Annotated in this window: 16 protein-coding genes and 2 pseudogenes; 13 read left to right on the top strand and 5 right to left on the bottom strand. The window is 67.0% G+C overall.

Going from position 1 to position 21329, the window contains the following annotated elements; genetic code table 11:
* The first annotated feature begins 5 nt into the window (after window positions 1-5).
* On the top strand, window positions 6-725 hold the full coding sequence (gene msrQ, locus BLU17_RS24635; RefSeq protein ID WP_092002712.1) for a protein-methionine-sulfoxide reductase heme-binding subunit MsrQ: 720 nt from the start codon (window positions 6-8) through the stop codon (window positions 723-725).
* A 97-nt stretch (window positions 726-822) separates the two neighbouring features.
* Here the strand turns inward: msrQ and lysA are convergent, their stop codons facing one another.
* On the bottom strand, window positions 823-2094 hold the full coding sequence (lysA, locus tag BLU17_RS24630) for a diaminopimelate decarboxylase (RefSeq protein WP_092002709.1): 1272 nt from the start codon (window positions 2092-2094) through the stop codon (window positions 823-825).
* Here lysA and BLU17_RS34455 point away from each other — a divergent pair.
* Entirely contained in the window at window positions 2093-2323 is a 231-nt protein-coding gene (locus BLU17_RS34455; protein WP_342713861.1) for a hypothetical protein, read from the top strand. The two genes, lysA and BLU17_RS34455, sit on opposite strands and share 2 nt — an antisense overlap.
* 17 nt (window positions 2324-2340) lie before the next feature.
* On the opposite strand, the pseudogene BLU17_RS34450 reads toward BLU17_RS34455, so the two are convergent.
* A pseudogene (locus BLU17_RS34450) lies at window positions 2341-2424 on the bottom strand (hypothetical protein); the annotation flags it as partial.
* A gap of 53 nt (window positions 2425-2477) precedes the next feature.
* Between BLU17_RS34450 and cyaY the strand changes: the two are divergent.
* Window positions 2478-2795, top strand: a complete 318-nt coding sequence (gene cyaY / locus BLU17_RS24620) for an iron donor protein CyaY (protein WP_092002702.1) — start codon at window positions 2478-2480, stop codon at window positions 2793-2795.
* A gap of 61 nt (window positions 2796-2856) precedes the next feature.
* On the opposite strand, the gene BLU17_RS24615 is transcribed toward cyaY, so the two are convergent.
* Entirely contained in the window at window positions 2857-5304 is a 2448-nt protein-coding gene (locus BLU17_RS24615) for a penicillin-binding protein 1A (protein WP_092002700.1), read from the bottom strand.
* A gap of 253 nt (window positions 5305-5557) precedes the next feature.
* Here BLU17_RS24615 and pilM point away from each other — a divergent pair, with 253 nt between their 5' ends.
* From pilM to ugpQ, 8 genes are all read left to right on the top strand, one after another.
* A complete protein-coding gene (pilM, locus tag BLU17_RS24610; RefSeq protein ID WP_092002697.1) occupies window positions 5558-6538 on the top strand; it encodes a type IV pilus biogenesis protein PilM in 981 nt (326 codons plus the stop codon).
* 5 nt (window positions 6539-6543) lie between these two features.
* Entirely contained in the window at window positions 6544-7215 is a 672-nt protein-coding gene (locus tag BLU17_RS24605; protein ID WP_143189333.1) for a fimbrial assembly family protein, read from the top strand.
* On the top strand, window positions 7212-8084 hold the full coding sequence (locus BLU17_RS24600; protein ID WP_143189332.1) for a hypothetical protein: 873 nt from the start codon (window positions 7212-7214) through the stop codon (window positions 8082-8084). The genes BLU17_RS24605 and BLU17_RS24600 overlap by 4 nt, the downstream gene beginning before the upstream one ends.
* Entirely contained in the window at window positions 8081-9679 is a 1599-nt protein-coding gene (locus tag BLU17_RS24595) for a type IV pilus secretin PilQ (RefSeq protein WP_092002687.1), read from the top strand. Before BLU17_RS24600 ends, BLU17_RS24595 begins: the two co-directional genes overlap by 4 nt.
* A 131-nt stretch (window positions 9680-9810) precedes the next feature.
* A complete protein-coding gene (aroK, locus tag BLU17_RS24590; RefSeq protein WP_092002682.1) occupies window positions 9811-10365 on the top strand; it encodes a shikimate kinase AroK in 555 nt (184 codons plus the stop codon).
* 50 nt (window positions 10366-10415) lie between these two features.
* Entirely contained in the window at window positions 10416-11498 is a 1083-nt protein-coding gene (gene aroB / locus BLU17_RS24585; protein WP_092002678.1) for a 3-dehydroquinate synthase, read from the top strand.
* Window positions 11499-11631: 133 nt separating this feature from the next.
* On the top strand, window positions 11632-12774 hold the full coding sequence (locus tag BLU17_RS24580) for a deoxyguanosinetriphosphate triphosphohydrolase (RefSeq protein WP_092002675.1): 1143 nt from the start codon (window positions 11632-11634) through the stop codon (window positions 12772-12774).
* A gap of 38 nt (window positions 12775-12812) precedes the next feature.
* Window positions 12813-13568, top strand: coding sequence for a glycerophosphodiester phosphodiesterase (ugpQ, locus tag BLU17_RS24575; RefSeq protein ID WP_092002672.1), 756 nt, complete (start codon window positions 12813-12815; stop codon window positions 13566-13568).
* A 39-nt stretch (window positions 13569-13607) separates the two neighbouring features.
* Here ugpQ and BLU17_RS24570 read toward each other — a convergent pair whose 3' ends face one another.
* Together BLU17_RS24570 and BLU17_RS24565 are read right to left on the bottom strand one after the other, a co-directional pair.
* Window positions 13608-13985 (bottom strand): ElaB/YgaM/YqjD family protein, encoded by a 378-nt coding sequence (locus tag BLU17_RS24570; RefSeq protein WP_092002670.1) that lies wholly within the window; start codon window positions 13983-13985, stop codon window positions 13608-13610.
* Window positions 13986-14360: 375 nt separating this feature from the next.
* Complete coding sequence (locus BLU17_RS24565; protein ID WP_092002667.1) at window positions 14361-15080, bottom strand: OmpW/AlkL family protein; 720 nt, start codon at window positions 15078-15080, stop codon at window positions 14361-14363.
* 188 nt (window positions 15081-15268) lie between these two features.
* On the opposite strand from BLU17_RS24565, the pseudogene BLU17_RS24560 reads away from it, so the two are divergent.
* Both BLU17_RS24560 and BLU17_RS24555 read left to right on the top strand, forming a co-directional pair.
* Window positions 15269-15958: pseudogene (locus BLU17_RS24560) on the top strand (transposase); the annotation flags it as partial.
* A gap of 632 nt (window positions 15959-16590) precedes the next feature.
* Window positions 16591-21291 carry a glutamate synthase-related protein gene (locus tag BLU17_RS24555; RefSeq protein WP_092002664.1) on the top strand — a complete coding sequence of 1567 codons (4701 nt, stop codon included), beginning with the start codon at window positions 16591-16593 and terminating at the stop codon, window positions 21289-21291.
* Window positions 21292-21329: the final 38 nt, after the last annotated feature.

Genomic DNA, 21329 nt, shown 5'->3' with positions numbered 1-21329 from the left:
GGCCGATGGAGCGAGAGATGGAATCGACGACGACACCGCAGGCTGACGCCTTGCCGCGCGCAATACTCGCGAAGGCCGGTGCGCGCGCCGCGAGCGCGGCCGGCCCGCGCTGGCTGCCATGGGCGAAGGCGGCGGTATTCGTCGCGGCGTTGTATCCGCTTGCACGCATCGTGCTGTTCGGCTTCACCGACCGGCTCGGTGCGAATCCGATCGAGTTCATCACGCGCTCCACGGGCCTGTGGACGCTCGTGTTCCTCTGCATCACGCTCGCCGTCACGCCGCTGCGCCGGCTCACCGGCTGGAACGCGCTGATCCGCTTTCGACGCCTGCTCGGGCTCTACGCGTTTTTCTACGCGGCGCTGCACTTCACGACCTACGTCTGGTTCGACAAGTGGTTCGACGTCGCCGCGATGCTCAAGGACGTGGGCAAGCGGCCGTTCATCACGGTGGGCTTCGCGGCGTTCGTGCTGCTGATTCCGCTCGCCGCGACGTCCACGCGCGCGATGGCGCGCAGGCTCGGGCGCCGCTGGCAAACGCTGCATCGGCTTGTCTACGCGATCGGCGTGCTGGCGATCCTGCACTTCTGGTGGATGAAGGCAGGCAAGCACGATCTAGTGCTGCCGAAGCTTTATGGCGCGATCATGCTCGTGCTATTGGGCTGGCGCGCGGGCGTGTGGCTGCTCGCGCGGTGGCGCTCCGCGCGATCGGGCGCGGGCGTTGCCTGACTGGCTCGCGTATGCGAAAAAAAAGCGACGCCGTAGCGTCGCTTTTTTACTGTGGCGCGAGCGCTCGAAACGCCCGGTTAATTGCGCATTTACTCGCTCAGTCCGGCAGCGGGCGCTCGTTCGCGAATAGCTGCGCCACGCTTTCGCGCTCGCGCGCGAGATGCACGCGCGTGCCATCGACCATGACCTCGGCCGCGCGTGCGCGCGTGTTGTAGTTCGAACTCATCACGAAGCCGTAGGCGCCCGCCGAGCGGATCGCGAGCACGTCGCCCGGCTCGATGGCGAGCGCGCGCGCGCGGCCGAGCCAGTCGCCGCTTTCGCACACGGGGCCGACCACGTCGTAAGTCTGCGGGGCCGACTGGCGTTCCACGACCGGCTCGATCGCGTGATAGGCGTCGTACATGGCGGGGCGAGCGAGGTCGTTCATCGCGGCGTCGACGATCGCGAAATTCTTCTCCGAGCCGGGCTTGAGGAACTCGACCGTGGTGAGCAGGATGCCCGCATTGCCCACGAGCGAGCGGCCCGGCTCGAAGTACACGTCGCGGACCTTGCCCGTCTTCGTGCCATGCGCCTCGATGCGATCGAGCACCGTGCGCACGAATTCGCCGATGTCGGGCGGCGTTTCGTCGTCGTAGCGAATGCCGAGTCCGCCACCGACGTCGATGTGGCGGATGCTCACGCCATCGGCTTCGATCTGGTCGACGAGTTCGAGCAGTTTGTCGATGGCGTCGAGATACGGCGCGATCTCGGTGATTTGCGAGCCGATGTGGCAGTCGATGCCGGCCACCTCCAGGTGCGGCATGGCTGCGGCGGCGCGATAGGTCGCGCGCGCGTCCTCGAATGCGACGCCGAACTTGTTCGCCTTCAGGCCCGTGGAAATGTACGGGTGCGTCTTCGGATCGACGTCGGGGTTCACACGCAGCGAAACGGGCGCTTTCTTGCCGAGCTGGCCCGCAACTGCGTTGAGCCGGTCGAGTTCGGGAATCGATTCGACGTTGAAGCACTTCACGCCCGCTTCGAGCGCCTCGCGCATTTCGGCCGCCGTCTTGCCGACGCCCGAGAACACCACGTCCTGCGCCTTGCCGCCCGCCGCGAGCACGCGTGCGAGTTCGCCTGCGGAGACGATGTCGAAGCCCGCGCCTTCGCGCGCGAAGAGGTTGAGCACCGCGAGATTGCTGTTCGCCTTCACCGCGACGTGCACTTTGGCGCGGCGGCCGGCGCAGGCGTCTGCGTAGGCGTGCCACGCGGCGGTGAGCGCCTTGCGCGAATAAACGTAGAGCGGCGTGCCGTACTGCGCGGCGAGGTCGGCGGCCGACACGCCTTCTACGAAGAGCGTGCCGTTGTCACGGTGAAAAGCGGACTGGGTCATGCGAGCGATTTACTGGGTTGGCGTTGCGCCGGAAGCCGGTTGCGGGCTGCCGGTGGTCGCGGACGGGGTGCTGACTTCGCTGTCCGGAGACAACGAGAGCGGCGTGCCCGAAGTGTCGGGTATCGAGCCGACGGGCGCCGAAGCCGCTTCGGGCGCCGACGCGCCGGTTTGCGGCGGCGCGGTTTCGAAGCTGGGCTTGGGCGGAAGCGGCGGCACGGTGGGCATGTAGAGCGGCCCGCGCTGGCCGCAGCCTGCGAGCGCGACGGCGCAGACCGCAAAAGCCGCTAGAATCGCGCCGGGCGTCGATACGCGGGATGCCGCTGCGCGCATCTGCGAAATGACACGCATAATTGTCCCTGAATGAATAACCGGTGGAGTTTAGCATGCCAGACAGTGACTACCTGAGCCGCGCGGAGGCCGTGCTGGGAGCCGTGGAGCGGGCCGTGGACGAGGCCAGCGCCGATATCGAACTCGAGCGCAGCGGCAACGTTCTGACGCTCGAATTCGAGAATCGCTCGAAGATCATCGTGAACCTGCAGCCGCCGATGCGCGAAATCTGGATCGCGGCGAAGGCCGGCGGTTTCCACTATCGCTTCATCGACGGCCAATGGCGCGACACGCGCACGGGCACCGAATTCTTCTCGGCGCTCACGGCCTACGCGACGGAACAGGCGGGCGAGCCGGTGCGGTTCGAACCCTGAACGTGAAAACGGGCGCTGCTTGAACTGGCGCCCGTTTTTCTTTGCCCCGGTTCGGCGAAGCTCAGTGCCCGCGGAACAGGTTCATGATGTCCTCCTTTTCTTTCGCATTCACATGCTCGGGCGCCGGCGCGGCGTCGGCGTCGTCGGCTGCGCCCGATGTGCCCGATGCGCCGCTCGCCGACGCTTCGAGCGCCGCCTGGCTGATGCCCACCGCCGAAACGAAGCCGTGGCCCGGCGTGGCGTCGGCGTAATAGAGCTCCTCGCCGAGCGAGACGATGCCGTCGGGCATCGCCATCTTGTACTCGGGCACGCCGGTGAGCGCCTTCTGCATGTAATCGATCCATACCGGTAGCGCGAGGCCACCGCCCGTTTCCCTGTCGCCGAGGCTGCGCGGGTTGTCGTAACCGATCCACGCGATTGCGGCCAGCGTGTGCTGGTAGCCCGCGAACCACGCGTCGCGCGAATCGTTCGTGGTGCCGGTCTTGCCGCCCAGGTCGGTGCGCTTGAGGGCGTTCGACTTCGCCCCCGTGCCGTGCTGCGCGACGCTCTGCAAGAGGCTGTTCATGATGTACGCGTTGCGCGGGTCGATGGCGCGCGGCGCGTTCTGCCCGGCCACGAGCGGCTGCGCCTGGGCGACGACCATGCCGCGCTGGTCGGTGACCTCGGCGATCAGATACGGGTTCACGCGGTAGCCGCCGTTCGCGAACACCGAGTAGCCGGCCGCCATCTGCAGCGGCGTGACGAGGCCCGCCCCGAGCGCCATCGGCAGGTAGGCCGGATGCCGGTCGGCGTCGAAGCCGAAGTGCGTGATGTACTGCTGCGCGTACTTCGTGCCGATGTGGTTGAGGATACGGATCGACACGAGGTTCTTCGACTTCATGAGCGCCGTGCGCATGGTCATGGGGCCGTCGAAGCCGCCGCCGTAATTCTTCGGCTCCCAGGGCTGCCCCCCCGTTTCCGCCGCGCTGAAGAAGAGCGGCGCATCGTTGATGACGGTGGCCGGCCCGAGCCCCTTGTCGAGCGACGCCGAATAGATGAACGGCTTGAAGCTCGAGCCCGGCTGGCGCCACGCCTGCGTGACGTGGTTGAACTTGTTCTTGTTGAAGTCGAAGCCGCCCACGAGCGCGCGGATCGCGCCGTCCTGCGGCACGATCGAGATGAACGCGCCTTCGATCTGCGGCAGTTGCGTGATCGACCACTCGCCCGCATTGTCGCGCGCCACGCGGATGACCGCGCCTGGCCGGATGCGCTGCGACGGCTGCGCGCGTGCGCTTAGTGCGAACTGCGCGAAGCGCAGCCCGTCGCCGGTGATGGCCGTGGTGTTGCCGTCCATGAAGGTGGCCTGCACTTCCTTCGGGCTCGCGGCGGTGACGACCGCCGCGACGAGTTCGCCGTTGTCGGGATGCTCGACGAGGGCGTCGTCGATGGCCTGCTCGCGGTCGTCGGTGTCGGCGGGCAGGTCGATGAACGCCTCGGGCCCGCGATAGCCGTGGCGGCGCTCGTAGTCCATCAGCCCTCTGCGCAGCGCGCGATAGGCGACGTCCTGATCGGCCGAGTCGATCGTCGTGACGACGTTCAGGCCGCGCGTGTACGCCTCCTCGTGGTACTGCGCGTACATCATCTGGCGCACCATCTCCGCGACGTACTCGGCGTGGACGCTGAACTCCTTGCCCGCGCCCTTGACGACGAGCGGCTGCTGCGCGGCCTCGTCGTACTGCTGCTGCGTGATGTAGTGCAGTTCCAGCATGCGCTGGAGGATGTATTCCTGGCGCACCTTTGCGCGCTTGGGATTGACGACCGGGTTATAGGCCGAGGGCGCCTTGGGTAGCCCGGCGAGCATCGCGCATTCGGCGAGCGTGAGGTCTTTCAGGTCCTTTCCGAAATACACGCGTGCGGCGCTCGCGAAGCCATACGCGCGCTGGCCCAGATAGATCTGATTCATGTACACCTCGAGAATCTGATCTTTCGAGAGCTTCGACTCGATCTTGTAGGCGAGCAGCATCTCGTAAATCTTGCGCGTGTAGGTCTTTTCGCTCGAAAGGAAGAAGTTGCGCGCCACCTGCATGGTGATCGTGCTCGCGCCCTGGGTGGCGTGGCCGTTGGTGAGCGCGACCATGCCCGCGCGCGCGATACCGGCGAGATCGACGCCGCCGTGATCGTAAAAGCGTGCGTCCTCGATGGCGAGAATGGCTTTCTTGAGGTTGTCGGGCACGTCCCGGAAATGGACGATGTCGCGCCGCTCCTCGCCGAATTCGCCGATCAGCACGTGGTCGCGCGTATAGATGCGCAGCGGCACCTTCGGACGATAGTCGGTGAGCGCGTCGAGCGACGGCAGGTTGGGCGTGGCCACGACGAGCGCGTAGCCGAGCACGAGCGCCATGCACACCACGCCCGCGAAGATCAGGCCGAAAAACGCGATCAGCAACGTTGCCCACCATGGGCGCTTACGCCGCCGTGGGGGCTCGGGCGGCGTGGAAGGCGGTACGGACGATGGAGGCTGATCTTGCATACGAACACCAGAAAAACGGTCCCGCGATTATAGCCGCCGCCCGCCCGCGTACTTTCGGGATGCTTACATGAACGGGGTCGGGCGAGTGCGCAAACCGATATTCGCACTGTAGACGCGGCCTTCGCGCGTGGGTAGCGCCTGCGCCCAACGTTGGCCATAAGGCCGAGTATTCGCGGTCGGCGCCGCTTCGCACAATTTCCCCATCGACGCGCTGCGAACGGTTTGCGGCGCACAGACGTTCGGGAGGAGTGCGATGGGGTTCGGGAATCCGGTATTGTTGGGCGCGCGCCGCTACGCCGCGGGAGTGGATCTGGGCGCGCGCGGCGTGTCGCTCGTGGTGTTGAGCCAGCGCATCGTCGGGGCGGGGCCCGTGCGCCTCGAATGGCTGGCGAGCGCGCCGCTCGCGCGCGAGGCGATGGCGGGCGCGGAGATCGTCGATCGCGCTGCGGTGGTCGAAGCGCTGCGCAACGTGTTCTCCGAGCTGCCGCGCGCGTGCGCAGCCGCTTCGCTGCGTTGTGCGCTGGCCCTGCCCGCGAGCGCGACGCTCGTCGCCACGGTGCCGCTCGCACGCCTCGCGCCGGCGGGCTCGGTGGACGACTCGGGCCTGCACGCCGGGCTCGAGCCGTTCGTGCTGGCGGAGGCCGAGCGCGTGGCGGGCGTCGAGCGCGGCGAGCTGGCGGTCGACTGGAATGTGCTGCCGGCCACGCCGCACGCGGCCGAAACGCAGGTGACCATCGCGGCGACCGCGCGGCAGCATCTGGAGGCGCGCATCGAATGCGCAGCGATGGCGGGCATCACGCTTTGCGCCGTGGACGACGAAGCGCACGCCGCGTTGCGCGCCATGCGGCACGCGGCGGCCTACGAACTGCCGCCGCTCGAGCCGTGGGTCGCGCTCTGGGTCGGCCCGGAAGGCGTACACGGCTGGTATCTCGTCGACGACTCGGTCATCCGGCAAATGCGCTTTCCTGCGCTCGAACACGCCGATCTCGTGGAAGCGTTGCGCGACCTGGTTGGCGCCGACCAGGCCGGCTGCGTGCAGATTTCGGGGGAGCTCGCGATGTTGCGCGGCGTGGACTTCTCGCTGGCCGACATCGGTGAGGCGCTGGGCGCGCCGGTGCTGCCGTTCGAATGCGGGCCGCTTGCCGATGTCGGGTGGCCGCTCGCGGCAACGCTTGTGCACGATCCGGCGTGTGCGGTGGCGTTCGGGCTCGCACTGCGCGGGGTGGGGGAATGACGCTCGTGCGCACCACACGCGCGGGTCCGCGGCGCGACATCGGCGGATTCAATCTGTTGCCGTGGCGGCAGCGCGCAATCAGAAGACTGCGTCGTCGCCTGCTGGCCGAATGGCTCGTCGCCGCGCTGGCGGGTTGCGTGTGCGCGCTCGTCGTCGTGCTTTCGCAGCATATGGCGCGCAGCGGGCTCGAAGTCCGGCGCGAGGCGCTGGAACGATCGATCGCACACTGGCGCGCTCCGCTCGCCGAGGCGCAGCGCCTCGAGCGCGAAGGCGAAGCGCGGCTTGCCGGCGAGCGGCTCGCGCGGCTGCACGCACGGGCGACTGCGCGCTTTTTCGCACTTGCAGGCGCACTCGCGAGCGATGTCCCGCCGGGTGTCGGCTTGCAGCAACTCACGCAGTTCGCCGACGAAACCGATCTGCAGGCGAGTGCTGCGGACGAGTCTGCGGCTGCGGCCTGGCTCGGCCGTCTGCGCGCGCTGCCCGACGTAGAGGCGGTGAGCGTGCGCGAACTCAAACGCGGGGCGCCGGCTGGCGCAGCGCGCGAGCGCGCGCAGGATGAGGGGCCGATTCACGTGAGCGCGCATCTCGTCTGGCAAGGCGCGACCGCTGTGCCAGAGGCCAGGGCGGTTCGCGCACCCAGCGCTCCGGGAAGCCCCGTTTCCGCGGAGGCCAAATGAACGCGATGGCAGAGGTGGCGCAGAACCGGGGGCGCGCAGCGGCGCGGGCCCGTCACAGGGTCGCTTGGCGTGGCTGGCTGCCACTCCACGCCTGGGGCACGCGACGCCGGCTGGCGGTGGCGCTGGCGATCGCAGTGCTCGCGGGCGTGCTGCTGAGCGGCGCTTGCATCGTGTGGGACCCGCTGCGCGTGCGCGCGGAGCGTGTCTCGCTGGCGGATGCCCAGATGCGCCGCGATCACGCGCAGCAAGCGCTGGCGCGTCTGCCCGCGCTGCGCGAAGCTGCGGCGCGAACGCCCGCGCGTGCCTCATACGTGGGCAATTCCGCCGAAGACATCCGGCGTATCTCGCAACTGGCCGCGCAGTCGGGCCTCGTGCTGCACATGCTCGAACCTGGCGCGCCCGGCGGCGCGAAAGGGGAGGCGTTCCGTTCGATCAAGCTCGTCGCGCAAGGAAGCTTCGCGCAGCTACTCGAGCTGCTCGAAGGATTCGCACGCGAACCGGCACTGACTGCGCCGGACGAACTGGCGATCCGGCGCGCGGGAGCCGGCTTGTCGATCACGGCGGCATTGCGTGTTTACGATGCGCTTCCTGCCGTGCGGTTGGCGTCCGCGCCTGCTGAAGCTTCGGCTCCCGACCCGTTTGCCCGTACGGCTGCGGCCGGGCCCGGCAATGATGGCTGGCGCCTCGCCGGCATCCTCCAGGACCGGCAGCGCATTGTCGCGCTCCTGGAAACGCCCGAGGGCGTCGTGACAGCGCAAGCCGGACAGGCAATCGGCAACGGGGTCGTCGAGCAGGTCGGGCCCGCGCGCGTCGTCGTTTTCGCGAGCGGCGCAAGGCGCGCGCTCAACTGGGCGGAGGGGGCGAAATGAACGCGATCCGCTGGGGCGTCGGCTTGGTCGGCGCCGGATTGACAAGCGTTGCCGCGTGGGCGGCGGTGCCGTTGCCGCAACCCGCGTGGGCGCGGTCGTCGGGCGCGGTTGCGCACTATGAGGCGCCGCCGTTGCCCGATGGAGCGGGGGCGTCCGCGCAATGGGTCGCCAATCCGTTCGCGAGAGGCAGCGAGACGGCGCCTCCCGAGGAAGAACCGGCCGGGAATGCGGATGGCGCTTCCGGCGTTGCGGCGCCCGCCGCGCAGCCGTCGCGGGATTCCGGCAGCGACGCACCGTCTGCCGTTCCGCTCGAAGGGCCGCCCGTACCCTTGCGACCGACGTTGCGGATCAGCGATCCCGCCTCGGCAAGCGATGGATTGCCGCCCAACCGGCCGATAACGCTCAACTTCCAGCACGCGGAACTCACGGCCGTTCTGCACGCTTTCGCCGAGTTCACGAAGCTCAATATCGTAGCGAGCGAGCATGTTCGCGGGCAGGTCACGTTGCGCCTCGATCGCGTGCCCTGGCGCGCCGCGTTCGACCTGCTGCTGGAGGCGAACGGCCTCGCGATGTCGCGCATCGGCGAGGTGATCTGGATCGCGCCCGCTGCGGAGCTGGCGGCGCGCGAGCGTCAGCGTTTCGAGGCGCACGCGCGGGCCGCCGAGCTCGAGCCGCTGGAGAGCCGCTCGTTCGAACTGCACTACGCGCGCGCAGAGGATCTGCGCCGTCTGCTGAGCGGTGCGGGAGCGCAGCGCGCGCTATCGAAGCGGGGCGCGGCCGTGGCGGACGCGCGCACCAATCTTCTGTTCGTCACCGACCTGCCGGCGCGGCTTGACCCGATCGGCGAACTCGTGCGGCGGCTCGACGCGCCGGCGCGGCAGGTACTGATCGAGGCGCGTATCGTCGAGGGGAACGAGGGGCTTTCGCGAGAGCTAGGCGCGCGCCTCGGCTTGACGCCCGTGAATGCTGACGGTACGACAGCGCGTGGACTCAACGCCGGCGCGGACGGCACGGTCTACGACCTCGCGGCGGGCCCGATATCGGGTTTCAATGCCGCAGGGCTGGGGCTTACGCTGCTGGCTGCGCGCGCCACGCGCCTGCTCGACATCCAGTTGAGCGCGCTCGAGGCCGAGGGGCGTGGGCGGGTGGTGTCGAGTCCGCGAGTCATCACCGCCGACCGCACCAAGGCGATCGTCGAGCAGGGCACGGAGTTGCCGTACCAGGCCAAGGTCGGGCAGGGTGTTTCCGGCGTGCAGTTCCGTCGAGCGAGCCTGAAACTCGAAGTCGAGCCGCAGATCACACCAGACGGCCACGTGATACTCGATCTCGACGTGGCGAAGGACAGTGTCGGCGAGCAGACGGCCGCCGGGCCCGCGATCAATACCAAACACGTACAGACCCGCGTGGAAATCGAGGACGGCGGCACGGTCTCGATTGGGGGGATCGACGCAACAGATGACCGCGATGATGTGACGCGTGTGCCACTCCTGGGCAAAATACCGGTTCTGGGCGCGCTTTTTTCCCATCGCGCGCATCGGGATCAGCGCAGCGAACTGGTGGTCTTCATCACGCCGCGCGTCGTGGAGTCGAATTGACCCTCATTCGCAGGGCGAATCGGGCACCTATGCACACCGGCACGCTCGCGGGGCCGGAACACGGGGGCCGCAGACTCGACAACGCCGCCGCTTTGCCAGTAAGCTGCGGCACCAACCTTTCGTAGGAAACGCTGCAAGTGCGGGACGCAAACGCCAATGTATTTTTCGTAGGGCTCATGGGCGCCGGCAAGACGACCGTGGGCCGGGCGGTCGCACGCCGGCTGGAGCGTCCGTTCTTCGACTCCGATCACGAGATCGAAGCGCGCACCGGCGCGCGCATCCCCGTGATCTTCGAACTCGAAGGCGAAGCGGGCTTTCGCGACCGCGAGGCCCAGGTGATCGAGGAGCTCACGGCGCGTGAAGGCATCGTCCTCGCCACGGGCGGCGGCGCGGTGCTGCGGCCCGAGAACCGCTCGGCGCTCAAGACGCGCGGCTTCGTCGTGTATCTGCGCGCGCATCCGCACGATCTGTGGCTGCGCACGCGGCGCGACAAGAACCGCCCGCTGCTGCAAACGGAAGATCCCAAGGCGCGGCTCGAGGCGCTCTACGAAGTGCGCGACCCGCTCTATCGCGAGATTGCGGACTTCGTGATCGAAACCGGCCGACCGTCGGTCAACGGACTCGTCAACATGGTGCTGATGCAGCTCGACATGGCTGGCGTCGCGAGGGCCACGGCGCGCGAGTAGGGCGCGGCCGTGCATCAGGTTGCGCATCAGAAACCCACTAGATTCAGAGCATGATTACCGTCAACGTCGAACTGGGCGACCGCGCCTACCCCATCCATATCGGCTCCGGCCTGATCGGACAGACCGCGCTCTTCGCGCCGCATATCGCCGGCAAGTCGGTGACGATCGTGACGAACACCGTCGTAGACCCGCTCTACGGCGAGACGCTGCGCACCGCGCTCGCGCCGCTCGGCAAGGACGTCAACACGGTCGTGCTGCCCGACGGCGAGGCGCACAAGAACTGGGAAACGCTCAACGAGATCTTCGACGCGCTGCTCAGCGTGCGCGCCGACCGCAAGACCACGCTCATCGCGCTGGGCGGCGGCGTGACGGGCGACATGACTGGTTTCGCGGCGGCGTGCTACATGCGCGGCGTGCCGTTCATCCAGGTGCCGACCACGCTGCTCTCGCAGGTCGATTCGTCGGTGGGCGGCAAGACGGGTATCAATCATCCGCTTGGAAAGAACATGATAGGCGCGTTTTACCAGCCGCAGGCCGTGATCGCGGACATCGGCGTATTGCGCACCTTGCCCGGGCGCGAGCTGGCGGCCGGTATCGCCGAAGTCATCAAGACCGGCGCGATCGCCGACGCCGAATTCTTCGACTGGATCGAAGCGAACGTCGACGCGCTCAACCGCTGCGAGCCCGCAGCGCTCGCGCACGCGGTCAAGCGCTCGTGCGAAATCAAGGCCTCGGTCGTGGCAGACGACGAGCGTGAAGGCGGCCTGCGCGCCATTCTCAATTTCGGCCACACGTTCGGCCACGCGATCGAGGCGGGCCTCGGCTATGGCGAGTGGCTGCATGGTGAGGCGGTCGGCTGCGGCATGGTGATGGCTGCCGATCTTTCGGTCCGCATGGGCATGCTGGACGAGGCTTCGCGTGCGCGGCTCGTGCGTGTGGTCGAGGCCGCAAAGCTGCCGGTGCGCGCGCCCGCGCTGGGCGCGGACCGCTATGTCGAGCTGATGCAGGTCGACAAGAAAGCGGAGGGCGGGGCCATCAAATTCATCTTGCTCAAGCGCTTCGGCGAGACGCACATCGGTCGCGCGCCCGACGAAACCGTGCAGGCCACGCTCGCCGCCACGACGCAAGGCTGACGCGCCGCGAGCCACAACCCCTTGCGGAGGAACGGTGAGCGATACCCGCAGCGACACCCGTAGTAATCCCCCGAGCGATCCCCATCGTGCGCCCGGGCATGGCGACCGGGCCGCGTCCGGCAATGCCGGCGCGGTGCTTGCCGCCTCGCACGAGGCGGACCTCGCGCCCTATGCGGCGCACGCATCGCGTTCGCGCGGGCGGCGCTATCCCGAACCGCCACCGGCCGCGCGCAGCGAATTTCAGCGCGACCGGGACCGCATCGTCCACTCCACCGCTTTTCGGCGTCTCGAATACAAGACCCAGGTCTTCGTGAACCACGAGGGCGATCTCTTTCGCACGCGGCTCACGCACAGCCTCGAAGTCGCGCAGATCGCACGCTCGGTCGCGCGCAACCTGCGCGTGAACGAGGATCTCGTCGAGGCGATCTCGCTCGCGCACGACCTCGGCCATACGCCGTTCGGCCATGCGGGCCAGGACGCGCTCAACGAGTGCATGCGCGAGCACGGCGGCTTCGAGCACAATCTGCAGAGCCTCGCCGTGGTGGACGAGCTGGAGGAGCATTACGGCGCGTTCGACGGCCTTAACCTGTGCTTCGAGACGCGCGAGGGCATACTCAAGCATTGTTCGCGCGAGCATGCGCGGCATTTGGGCGATCTGGGCGAGCGTTTCCTGCTCGGCCGGCAACCGTCGATCGAGGCGCAGATCGCCAACATCGCCGACGAGATCGCCTACAACAACCACGACGTCGACGACGGCCTGCGCTCGGGCCTGCTCACCATCGAGCAACTGGCCGAGGTCGAACTCTGGCAAACGCACTACGAAGCCGCACGCGGGGAGTATCCGCAAATCGAGGGCAGGCGGCTCATCCACGAGACGGTGCGGCGCATCATCAACACGCTGATCGCCGACCTGATCGGGCAGACGCAGCGCAATCTCGCCGAACATGCGCCAAAGTCGCTCGAAGACGTGCGTGCCGCGCCCGCGCTCGTCGCGCACAGCGAGCGCGTGGCGACGCAGGCGGCCGTGCTCAAGCGCTTTCTCTATCGCAACCTGTATCGCCACTATCGGGTCATGCGCATGGCCAACAAGGCGCAGCGCGTCGTGAAGGGGCTGTTCGGGGCGTTCAGCGAGGATCCGCGCCTTCTGCCGCCCGCGTACCTCACGCCCGATGCCGCCGCGCAGCCGCGTTCGATCGCGCATTACATTGCCGGCATGACCGACCGGTATGCGCTGAAGGAATACCGCCGGCTATTCGTCGTCACCGACGACGTTTGAGTGCGCGTCGCGCCTCGCCGATTCCGGGAGTCCATGCGATGAAGTCCTGGCCGTATCCGCGCGTCGCCGCGCACCGAGGGGGCGGCACGCTCGCGCCCGAGAACACGTTGGCGGGGCTGCGCACCGGCGCGAGCTTCGGCCATACGATGGTCGAGTTCGACGCGAAGCTGTCCGCCGACAACGTCGTGTTCCTGCTGCACGACGACACCGTCGAGCGTACCTCGAACGGCTACGGCGCGGCCGCGCACATGCGCTACGCCGAACTCGCGGCGCTCGATGCGGGGAGCTGGCGCGATGCGCGTTTTGCAGGCGAGCCGATGCCGACGCTCGCCCAGGTCGCCGCGTTTTGCCGCGAGTCGGGGCTCGCCGCGAATGTGGAGATCAAGCCCTGTGCGGGCCGTGATGCGGAGACGGGGCGTATCGTCGGCGCCGAGACGGCGCGCCTGTGGGCGGAAGACACAAAAGCGGACATCGCGCCGCTGCTCTCGTCGTTTTCCTATGCCGCGCTGGAGGCGGCGCGCGAGTCCGCGCCCGATCTGCCGCGCGGCCTGCTGTTCGAGCGCGTGCCGGCCGACTGGCGAGCGCAGACCGCCGCGCTCGGTTGCCTGTCGCTGCATGCCAGCCATCGCCATCTGGACGAGGCGCTTGTCGAGCGCATCAAGTCGGCCGGGCTTTTCATCCTCGCCTACACGGTGAACGACCTCGACCGGGCTCGGCAACTCGTGCGCTGGGGCGTCGATACGATCTGCACGGACCGCATCGATCTGATCGGCCCGCGCGCGCTCGACGACTGAGGCGCTAGCGTGGGCGGCGCGCGCCGCTTTGGCGGCGTTTCAGCGACAACGCGCGAGCAGTGCGCCCGCCACCAGCGCCACGCCGCCGACGATCGCAACGGCTTGCCACGGGTTGCGGTGCACATAGTCGTCGGCTCCGGCGATGGCCGCGTCGGTGTGGTCGCGCGCGGCCGCACGCGCTACTTCGAGCCGCTCGCGTGCGGCATCGAGACGCTTGCGAATGTCGGCGCGCAGCGCGACGGCGTCGGCCTGGGTCCCCTCGCCCAGCGTGTTTTCCAGTTCGGCGAGCAGATCGCGCAGCTCGTCGGTGATATCGGCGGCGGCGCTGCGGCCGCGGCGTGCGATGCGCCGCGCGTGGCGGCTCGTGCGCGTCCAGGAATCTCCGAGGGCTTCTCGCGTATTCGGAAAGGCGCTCATGTATGGCTCCGTCGTTGAAAAGTCATAGATAAAAGGCTCGCCGCGGGGCGCACGAAAAAGGGCGCTGCAGGGCAAGGGCCGGAATACAAGTATTGCGCAATTCCAGTGCCCGAGATTTGAAGAAGCGCAGCCGGTCGGCCGCAAACGCACGCCAGACGGGGCTTTGCTCTCTGGTGACAAAACAGTTGATTACGGGGACAGCACGCTTTTCCGCAGAGGCATAGAATCGGGATAAGCCCATGCGAGTGTGGGGATAATCTGATGGAGACGTTAAGGCAGGAAGGGAACTGCGGGAAGGAAAGTGCCGCCCTTCGCCGGACGCCGCAAAGGCTGGGCAAAGGGCGGGCACGGAATGAAGCAGGGCGCCGGAGCGCGTTAGAACATGTAGCCGACCTTCAGGTAGGTTACGAGCGGATTCAGGCGAATCTTGGATTCGGCTGTCCGCACCGTGCCCAACTGGTTGTTGAGGGTCGTGGTGTACGTCGCGGTCACGTTGATCGGGATGTACGACAGCGAGAAGCCCGCGAACCAGTGCTTCGTGAAGTTGTAGTTGAAGCCCAGGTTAAACACGGGGGCCCAGGAACGATCGGTGGAAACACTGGTCGGACCCCCAAGTACGCCCTGCTCGAAGGCGCCGTTGGTGATCTTCGCGTTGGAGAACCAGGCATAGGTAAAGCCAATGCCGGCGTAAGGCCGGAATTTTGCTTCAGGCCTGTTGAAGTAGTACTTGAACAACAGCGCCGGGCTCCACAGGCGCGCCGAGCCCACCTTGCCGAACGAGTCGAGGATGCCGCCGCCGGAAATGTCGAACTTCGGCGGAATGCCCAGTTCGGCTTCCGTGGCGATATGGTCGGTGATGAAGTAGCCGAGGGACACGCCGAGGGTGTCCGACGAACCCACGCTGGCCCCCGTGTTCGGAATGGCCATGTTGACGGGCGTTCCGCCTGCGCTATCGATCTTGAGCGGGTCGCTGGTGTCCTGCGGCATGAAGCGGAACCAGCCGGTGGTGACGTAGAACGTGTTTGCTGTCTGTGCGTGTGCTGCCGTGAAACTGGCGAGCGCGGCGACCCCCGCCAGCGCCTGTTTTAATTTCATATTTGTGCTCCTCCATGAAAGGCCCGCTCATTATGAACACAACGTTTGCAACAAACCATACGCGACCGTTAGAGCCTTTTTACTAAGCGCCGCGAGCTTTCCGCCGAAGCCGCATGCCTGCGAGAAGTAACGCTGGTGCGGCCCGACGGGTCTGCGGGTATTCACCAACGGAACCAGGAAAATCGAGCATGGCACGGCTTGCACGTCTTTATGTTCCCGATCAGCCGCAGCATGTGATCCTGCGCGGACTCGATCAGCAACCCGCGTTCGTCGATGACCAGGATTACGAACTGTTCATCGACTGCCTGAAGGCTGCGGCGCGCGATCATCATCTGGCGGTTCATGCGTGGGTTTTGATGCCCGGCGCTGTGCAACTGCTTGTCACGCCCTCCGACGAGTCCAGCTTGCCCAAGGCGATGCAGGCGGTCGGCCGGCGCTACGTGGCGCATTTCAACCGGCGCTATGCGCGTCGCGGCACGCTCTGGGAGGGGCGCTATCGCGCGACAGTCATCGAAGGCGAGCGCTTTTTCCTGCTGGCGAGCCGCGTCGTCGAGCTCGCGCCGGTGCGCAGCCACCTCGTGACGGCCCCGGAGGACTATCGGTGGTCGAGCTACCGTCATCACATCGGCTTGACCGTCGACAGCCTCATTACCGACCATCCGCTGTACTGGGCGCTCGGCAATACGCCGTTCGAGCGTCAGCGCGCGTACCGCGAACTCTGCGAGCAGCCGCTCGACGAACGCGAGACCACGCAGCTCATGCAGGCGACGCTCAAGGGCTGGGTGCTCGGCAGCGATACTTATCGCGATTGGGCATCGCGCAGCGCGAACCGGCGGGTCTCGCCGCTGCCGCGCGGGCGGCCGCGCAAGGTGCGCGAGGCGCCGGGCACGCCTGGGGCAGGTCCGGCCGGGGCGATCGGCGCGCCGACGGGTGCCGCGGCTGCAGCTGGCGCGAGTCAGCCTGCCGCTCATGGCGCCGGTCAACCTGGCCCCCATTCTGGCGTCCACCCTGCCGCGCATCCGGGCGACCAGACGGCGACGCCCGGGGAAGGCCATGCCGGCACCGGTTCAGCGACAACATCGGGCGGGAATGCGGGGGGCTCGAGCAGCCATTCGAGCGGATCGCAGGGTCCGGGGAGCGGCAGCTCGTCCGATCCGGCTTCCGGGCTCGAGGAGCGCAAACCGGGTACCGGCACACACTGATTACCTTTCGGTTCAAAGGGTTATGGCGAAAGCGGCATCATCGGATGCCGTTTTCTTTTGCCTGTTTTTAATGCGGCCCCATTAAATAATTGTGCGAATGCACCAAGTCGATAATTAGGGTTCTATCATCACGTTTTATTTGCATGCCCTTGATTCGTCGCGTATATTCGCCTTTCGGCTCTCCTGGGCGCATAACGCGGGAAGCACGTATCACCCCGCGCAAACGCCGTACAGCGGTCACGCAAGCGGCGGGAAACAAAGAACACGGATTCAACGGCCGGCAACGGCCCCACTCTGACGGTGTCCCCATGAACGATCACCAGCAGCGCGCCGCGGTGCCCGCCGCGCAAGGTCTCTACGACCCGCAAAACGAACACGACGCCTGCGGCGTCGGCTTCGTCGCCCACATCAAGGGCAAGAAAAGTCACGAAATCATTCAGCAAGGCCTGAAGATTCTCGAAAACCTCGACCACCGGGGCGCCGTCGGCGCCGACCCGCTGATGGGCGACGGCGCGGGCATCCTGATCCAGATTCCGGACGCGTTCTATCGCGAGGAAATGGCCAAGCAGGGCGTGACGCTGCCGCCGTTCGGCGAGTACGGCGTCGGCATGATCTTCCTGCCGAAGGAACACGCCTCGCGCCTCGCGTGCGAACAGGAACTGGAGCGCACGGTGCGCGCCGAAGGCCAGGTCGTGCTCGGCTGGCGCGACGTGCCGGTCGACCACACCATGCCCATTTCGCCCACCGTCAAGGCGAGCGAGCCGCTGATCCGCGAGATCTTCATCGGCCGCGGCAAGGACGTGATGGTTACGGACGCGCTCGAACGCAAGCTCTACATCATCCGCAAGACCGCGAGCCACCGCATCCAGGCGCTCAAGCTCAAGCACGGCAAGGAGTATTTCGTGCCGTCGTGCTCGGCGCGCACGGTCGTCTACAAGGGGCTGCTGCTGGCGGGCCAGGTCGGCGTGTACTACCGCGACCTGCAGGACGAGCGCGTGGTCTCGGCGCTCGCGCTCGTGCACCAGCGCTTCTCCACGAACACGTTCCCGGCCTGGGAACTGGCGCACCCGTACCGCATGATCGCCCACAACGGCGAGATCAACACCGTGAAGGGCAACGTCAACTGGCTGAACGCCCGCACCGGCGCGATCGCCTCGCACGTGCTCGGCGACGACCTGCCCAAGCTCTGGCCGCTGATCTATCCGGGCCAGTCGGACACGGCGTCGTTCGACAACTGTCTCGAACTGCTCGTGATGGCCGGCTATCCGCTCGTCCACGCGGTCATGATGATGATTCCGGAAGCGTGGGAGCAGCACACGTTGATGGACGAGAACCGCAAGGCGTTCTACGAGTACCACGCCGCGATGATGGAGCCGTGGGACGGCCCCGCCGCGATCGCGTTCACGGACGGCCGCCAGATCGGCGCGACGCTCGACCGCAACGGCCTGCGTCCGGCGCGCTACATCGTCACCGACGACGACCTCGTCATCATGGCGTCGGAGGCGGGCACGCTGCCGATCCCCGAGTCGAAGATCGTGAAAAAGTGGCGCCTGCAGCCGGGCAAGATGTTCCTGATCGACATGGAGCACGGCCGCATCATCGACGACAAGGAACTGAAGGACAACCTCGCCAACGCCAAGCCCTACAAGAGCTGGATCGACGCCGTGCGCATCAAGCTCGACGAGATCGAGCCGAAGGCCGAGGACGTCGCGACCGCGCGCGCCGAAGCCGCCGCGCTGCTCGACCGTCAGCAGGCGTTCGGCTACACGCAGGAGGACCTCAAGTTCCTGATGGCGCCGATGGCGATGTCGGGCGAAGAGGCCGTCGGCTCGATGGGCAACGACTCGCCGCTGGCGGTCATGTCCAACAAGAACAAGACGCTCTACAGCTACTTCAAGCAGCTGTTCGCGCAGGTCACGAACCCGCCGATCGACCCGATCCGCGAGAACATGGTGATGTCGCTCGTGTCGTTCATCGGCCCGAAGCCGAACCTGCTCGACACCAACAACATCAACCCGCCGATGCGCCTCGAAGTGTCGCAGCCGGTGCTCGACTTCAAGGACATCGCGAAGATCCGCGCGATCGAGCAGTACACGGGCGGCAAGTTCAGCAGCTACGAGCTGAACATTTGCTACCCGGTGGCCTGGGGCAAGGAAGGCATCGAGGCGCGTCTCGCGTCGCTGTGCGCGGAAGCCGTCGACGCCGTCAGGTCGGGCTACAACATCCTGATCGTCTCGGACCGCCGCGCGGACCGCGACAACGTCGCGATTCCCGCGCTGCTCGCCACTTCGGCCATCCACTCGCACCTCGTGCAGCACGGTCTGCGCACGAGCACGGGGCTCGTCGTGGAAACGGGTTCGGCGCGCGAAACGCACCACTTCGCGCTGCTCGCCGGTTTCGGCGCGGAAGCCGTGCACCCGTACCTCGCGATGGAAACGCTCGCGCAGATGGCGCAGGGCCTGAAGGGCGACCTGTCGGCGGAGAAGGCCGTCTACAACTTCACCAAGGCGGTGGGCAAGGGCCTGCTCAAGGTGATGTCGAAGATGGGCATCTCGACCTACATGTCGTACACGGGCGCGCAGATTTTCGAGGCGGTCGGCCTCTCCGACGAACTCATCGGCAAGTACTTCAAGGGCACGGCCTCGAAGGTCGGCGGCATCGGCCTGTTCGACGTCGCGGAAGAAGCGATCCGTATGCACCGCGACGCGTTCGGCGACAACCCCGTGCTCGCGAACATGCTCGACGCGGGCGGCGAGTACGCCTACCGCGTGCGCGGCGAAGACCACATGTGGACGCCCGATGCGATCGCCAAGCTCCAGCACTCGGCGCGCAGCAACTCGTATCAGACGTACAAGGAATACGCGCACCTCATCAACGACCAGACGAAGCGTCACATGACGTTCCGCGGCCTGTTCGAGTTCCGTCTCGACCCGGCCCGCGCGATCTCGATCGACGACGTCGAGCCGGCGAAGGAAATCGTCAAGCGTTTCGCCACGGGCGCGATGTCGCTCGGCTCGATCAGCACGGAAGCGCACGCCACGCTGGCCGTCGCGATGAACCGCATCGGCGGCAAGTCGAACACGGGCGAGGGCGGCGAGGACGAGAACCGCTATCGCAACGAATTGCGCGGCATTCCGATCAGGAACGGCGACACGCTGCAGTCGATCATCGGTCCGGAAGTCGTGAAGGACATCCCGCTGAAGGACGGCGACTCGCTGCGCTCGAAGATCAAGCAGGTCGCGTCGGGCCGCTTCGGCGTGTCGGCCGAGTACCTGTCGTCGGCGGACCAGATCCAGATCAAGATGGCGCAGGGCGCGAAGCCCGGCGAAGGCGGCCAGCTGCCGGGCCACAAGGTCTCGGAGTACATCGGCAAGCTGCGCTACTCGGTGCCGGGCGTGGGCCTCATCTCGCCGCCGCCGCACCACGACATCTACTCGATCGAAGATCTCGCGCAACTGATTCACGATCTGAAGAACGTGAACCCCGTGTCGTCGATCTCGGTCAAGCTCGTGTCGGAAGTGGGCGTGGGCACGGTGGCCGCCGGTGTGGCGAAGGCCAAGGCCGATCACGTCGTGATCGCCGGCCACGACGGCGGCACGGGCGCCTCGCCGCTCTCGTCGATCAAGCACGCCGGCACGCCGTGGGAACTCGGCCTCGCCGAAACGCAGCAGACGCTCGTGCTCAACCAGCTGCGCGGCCGCATTCGCGTGCAGGCCGACGGCCAGATGAAGACGGGCCGCGACGTCGTGATCGGCGCGCTGCTCGGCGCCGACGAATTCGGCTTCGCGACGGCGCCGCTCGTCGTCGAAGGCTGCATCATGATGCGCAAGTGCCACCTGAACACCTGCCCGGTCGGCGTCGCGACGCAGGACCCGGTGCTGCGCGCGAAGTTCTCGGGCCAGCCCGAGCACGTCGTCAACTTCTTCTTCTTCATCGCCGAGGAAGTGCGCGAAATCATGGCGCAACTGGGCATCCGCAAGTTCGAGGACCTCGTCGGCCGCGCCGATCTGCTCGACATGCGCAAGGGCGTCGAGCACTGGAAGGCGAAGGGTCTCGACTTCTCGCGCGTGTTCTTCCAGCCGCAGGTGGGCGCCGAAGTCGCGCGCAAGCACGTCGACACGCAGGACCACGGTCTCGACCGCGCACTCGATCACACGCTGATCGAGAAGGCGAAGGCCGCGATCGAAACGGGCGAGCACGTCTCGTTCATCCAGCCGGTGCGCAACGTGAACCGCACGGTCGGCGCGATGCTTTCGGGCGTCGTCGCGAAGAAGTACGGCCACGATGGCCTGCCGGAAGACACGATCCACATCCAGTTGAAGGGCACGGCGGGCCAGAGCTTCGGCGCGTTCCTCGCACGCGGCATCACGCTGGACCTCGTGGGCGACGGCAACGACTACGTCGGCAAGGGCCTGTCGGGCGGGCGCATCATCATTCGTCCGACCAACGACTTCCGCGGCAAGTCCGAAGAAAACATCATCTGCGGCAACACGGTGATGTACGGCGCGCTCGAAGGCGAATCGTTCTTCCGCGGGGTCGCGGGCGAGCGCTTCTGCGTGCGTAACTCGGGCGCGACGGCGGTGGTCGAAGGCACGGGCGACCACGGCTGCGAATACATGACGGGCGGCACGGTGGTCGTGCTCGGCGAGACGGGCCGCAACTTCGCGGCCGGCATGTCGGGCGGTGTGGCTTATGTCTACGATCCGGACGGCGCCTTCGCCGGCAAGTGCAACAAGTCGATGGTCGCGCTCGAGCCGGTCCTGCAGCAGGCCGAACAGGAGCGCACCGTGGACCGCGCACTGTGGCACACGGGCCAGACCGACGAAGCGCTGCTCAAGGGGCTCGTCGAGCGTCACTTCCAGTTCACGGGCTCGCCGCGCGCAAAGGCGCTGCTCGAAAACTGGGACGCGGCGCGCCGCCAGTTCGTGAAGGTGTTCCCGACGGAATACAAGCGCGCACTCGGCGAACTCGGCGCGAAGAAGGCGAGCCAGGAAGAACTGGCCGCCTGATTCCGCGACGACGACCTTAAGACGACGAAGCGCCCGCT

The organism is Paraburkholderia lycopersici (assembly GCF_900096975.1).
Lineage (GTDB): Bacteria > Pseudomonadota > Gammaproteobacteria > Burkholderiales > Burkholderiaceae > Paraburkholderia > Paraburkholderia lycopersici.
The sequence above is the reverse complement of the archived record's forward strand: the minus strand, read 5'-3'. Positions and strand labels throughout refer to the sequence as shown.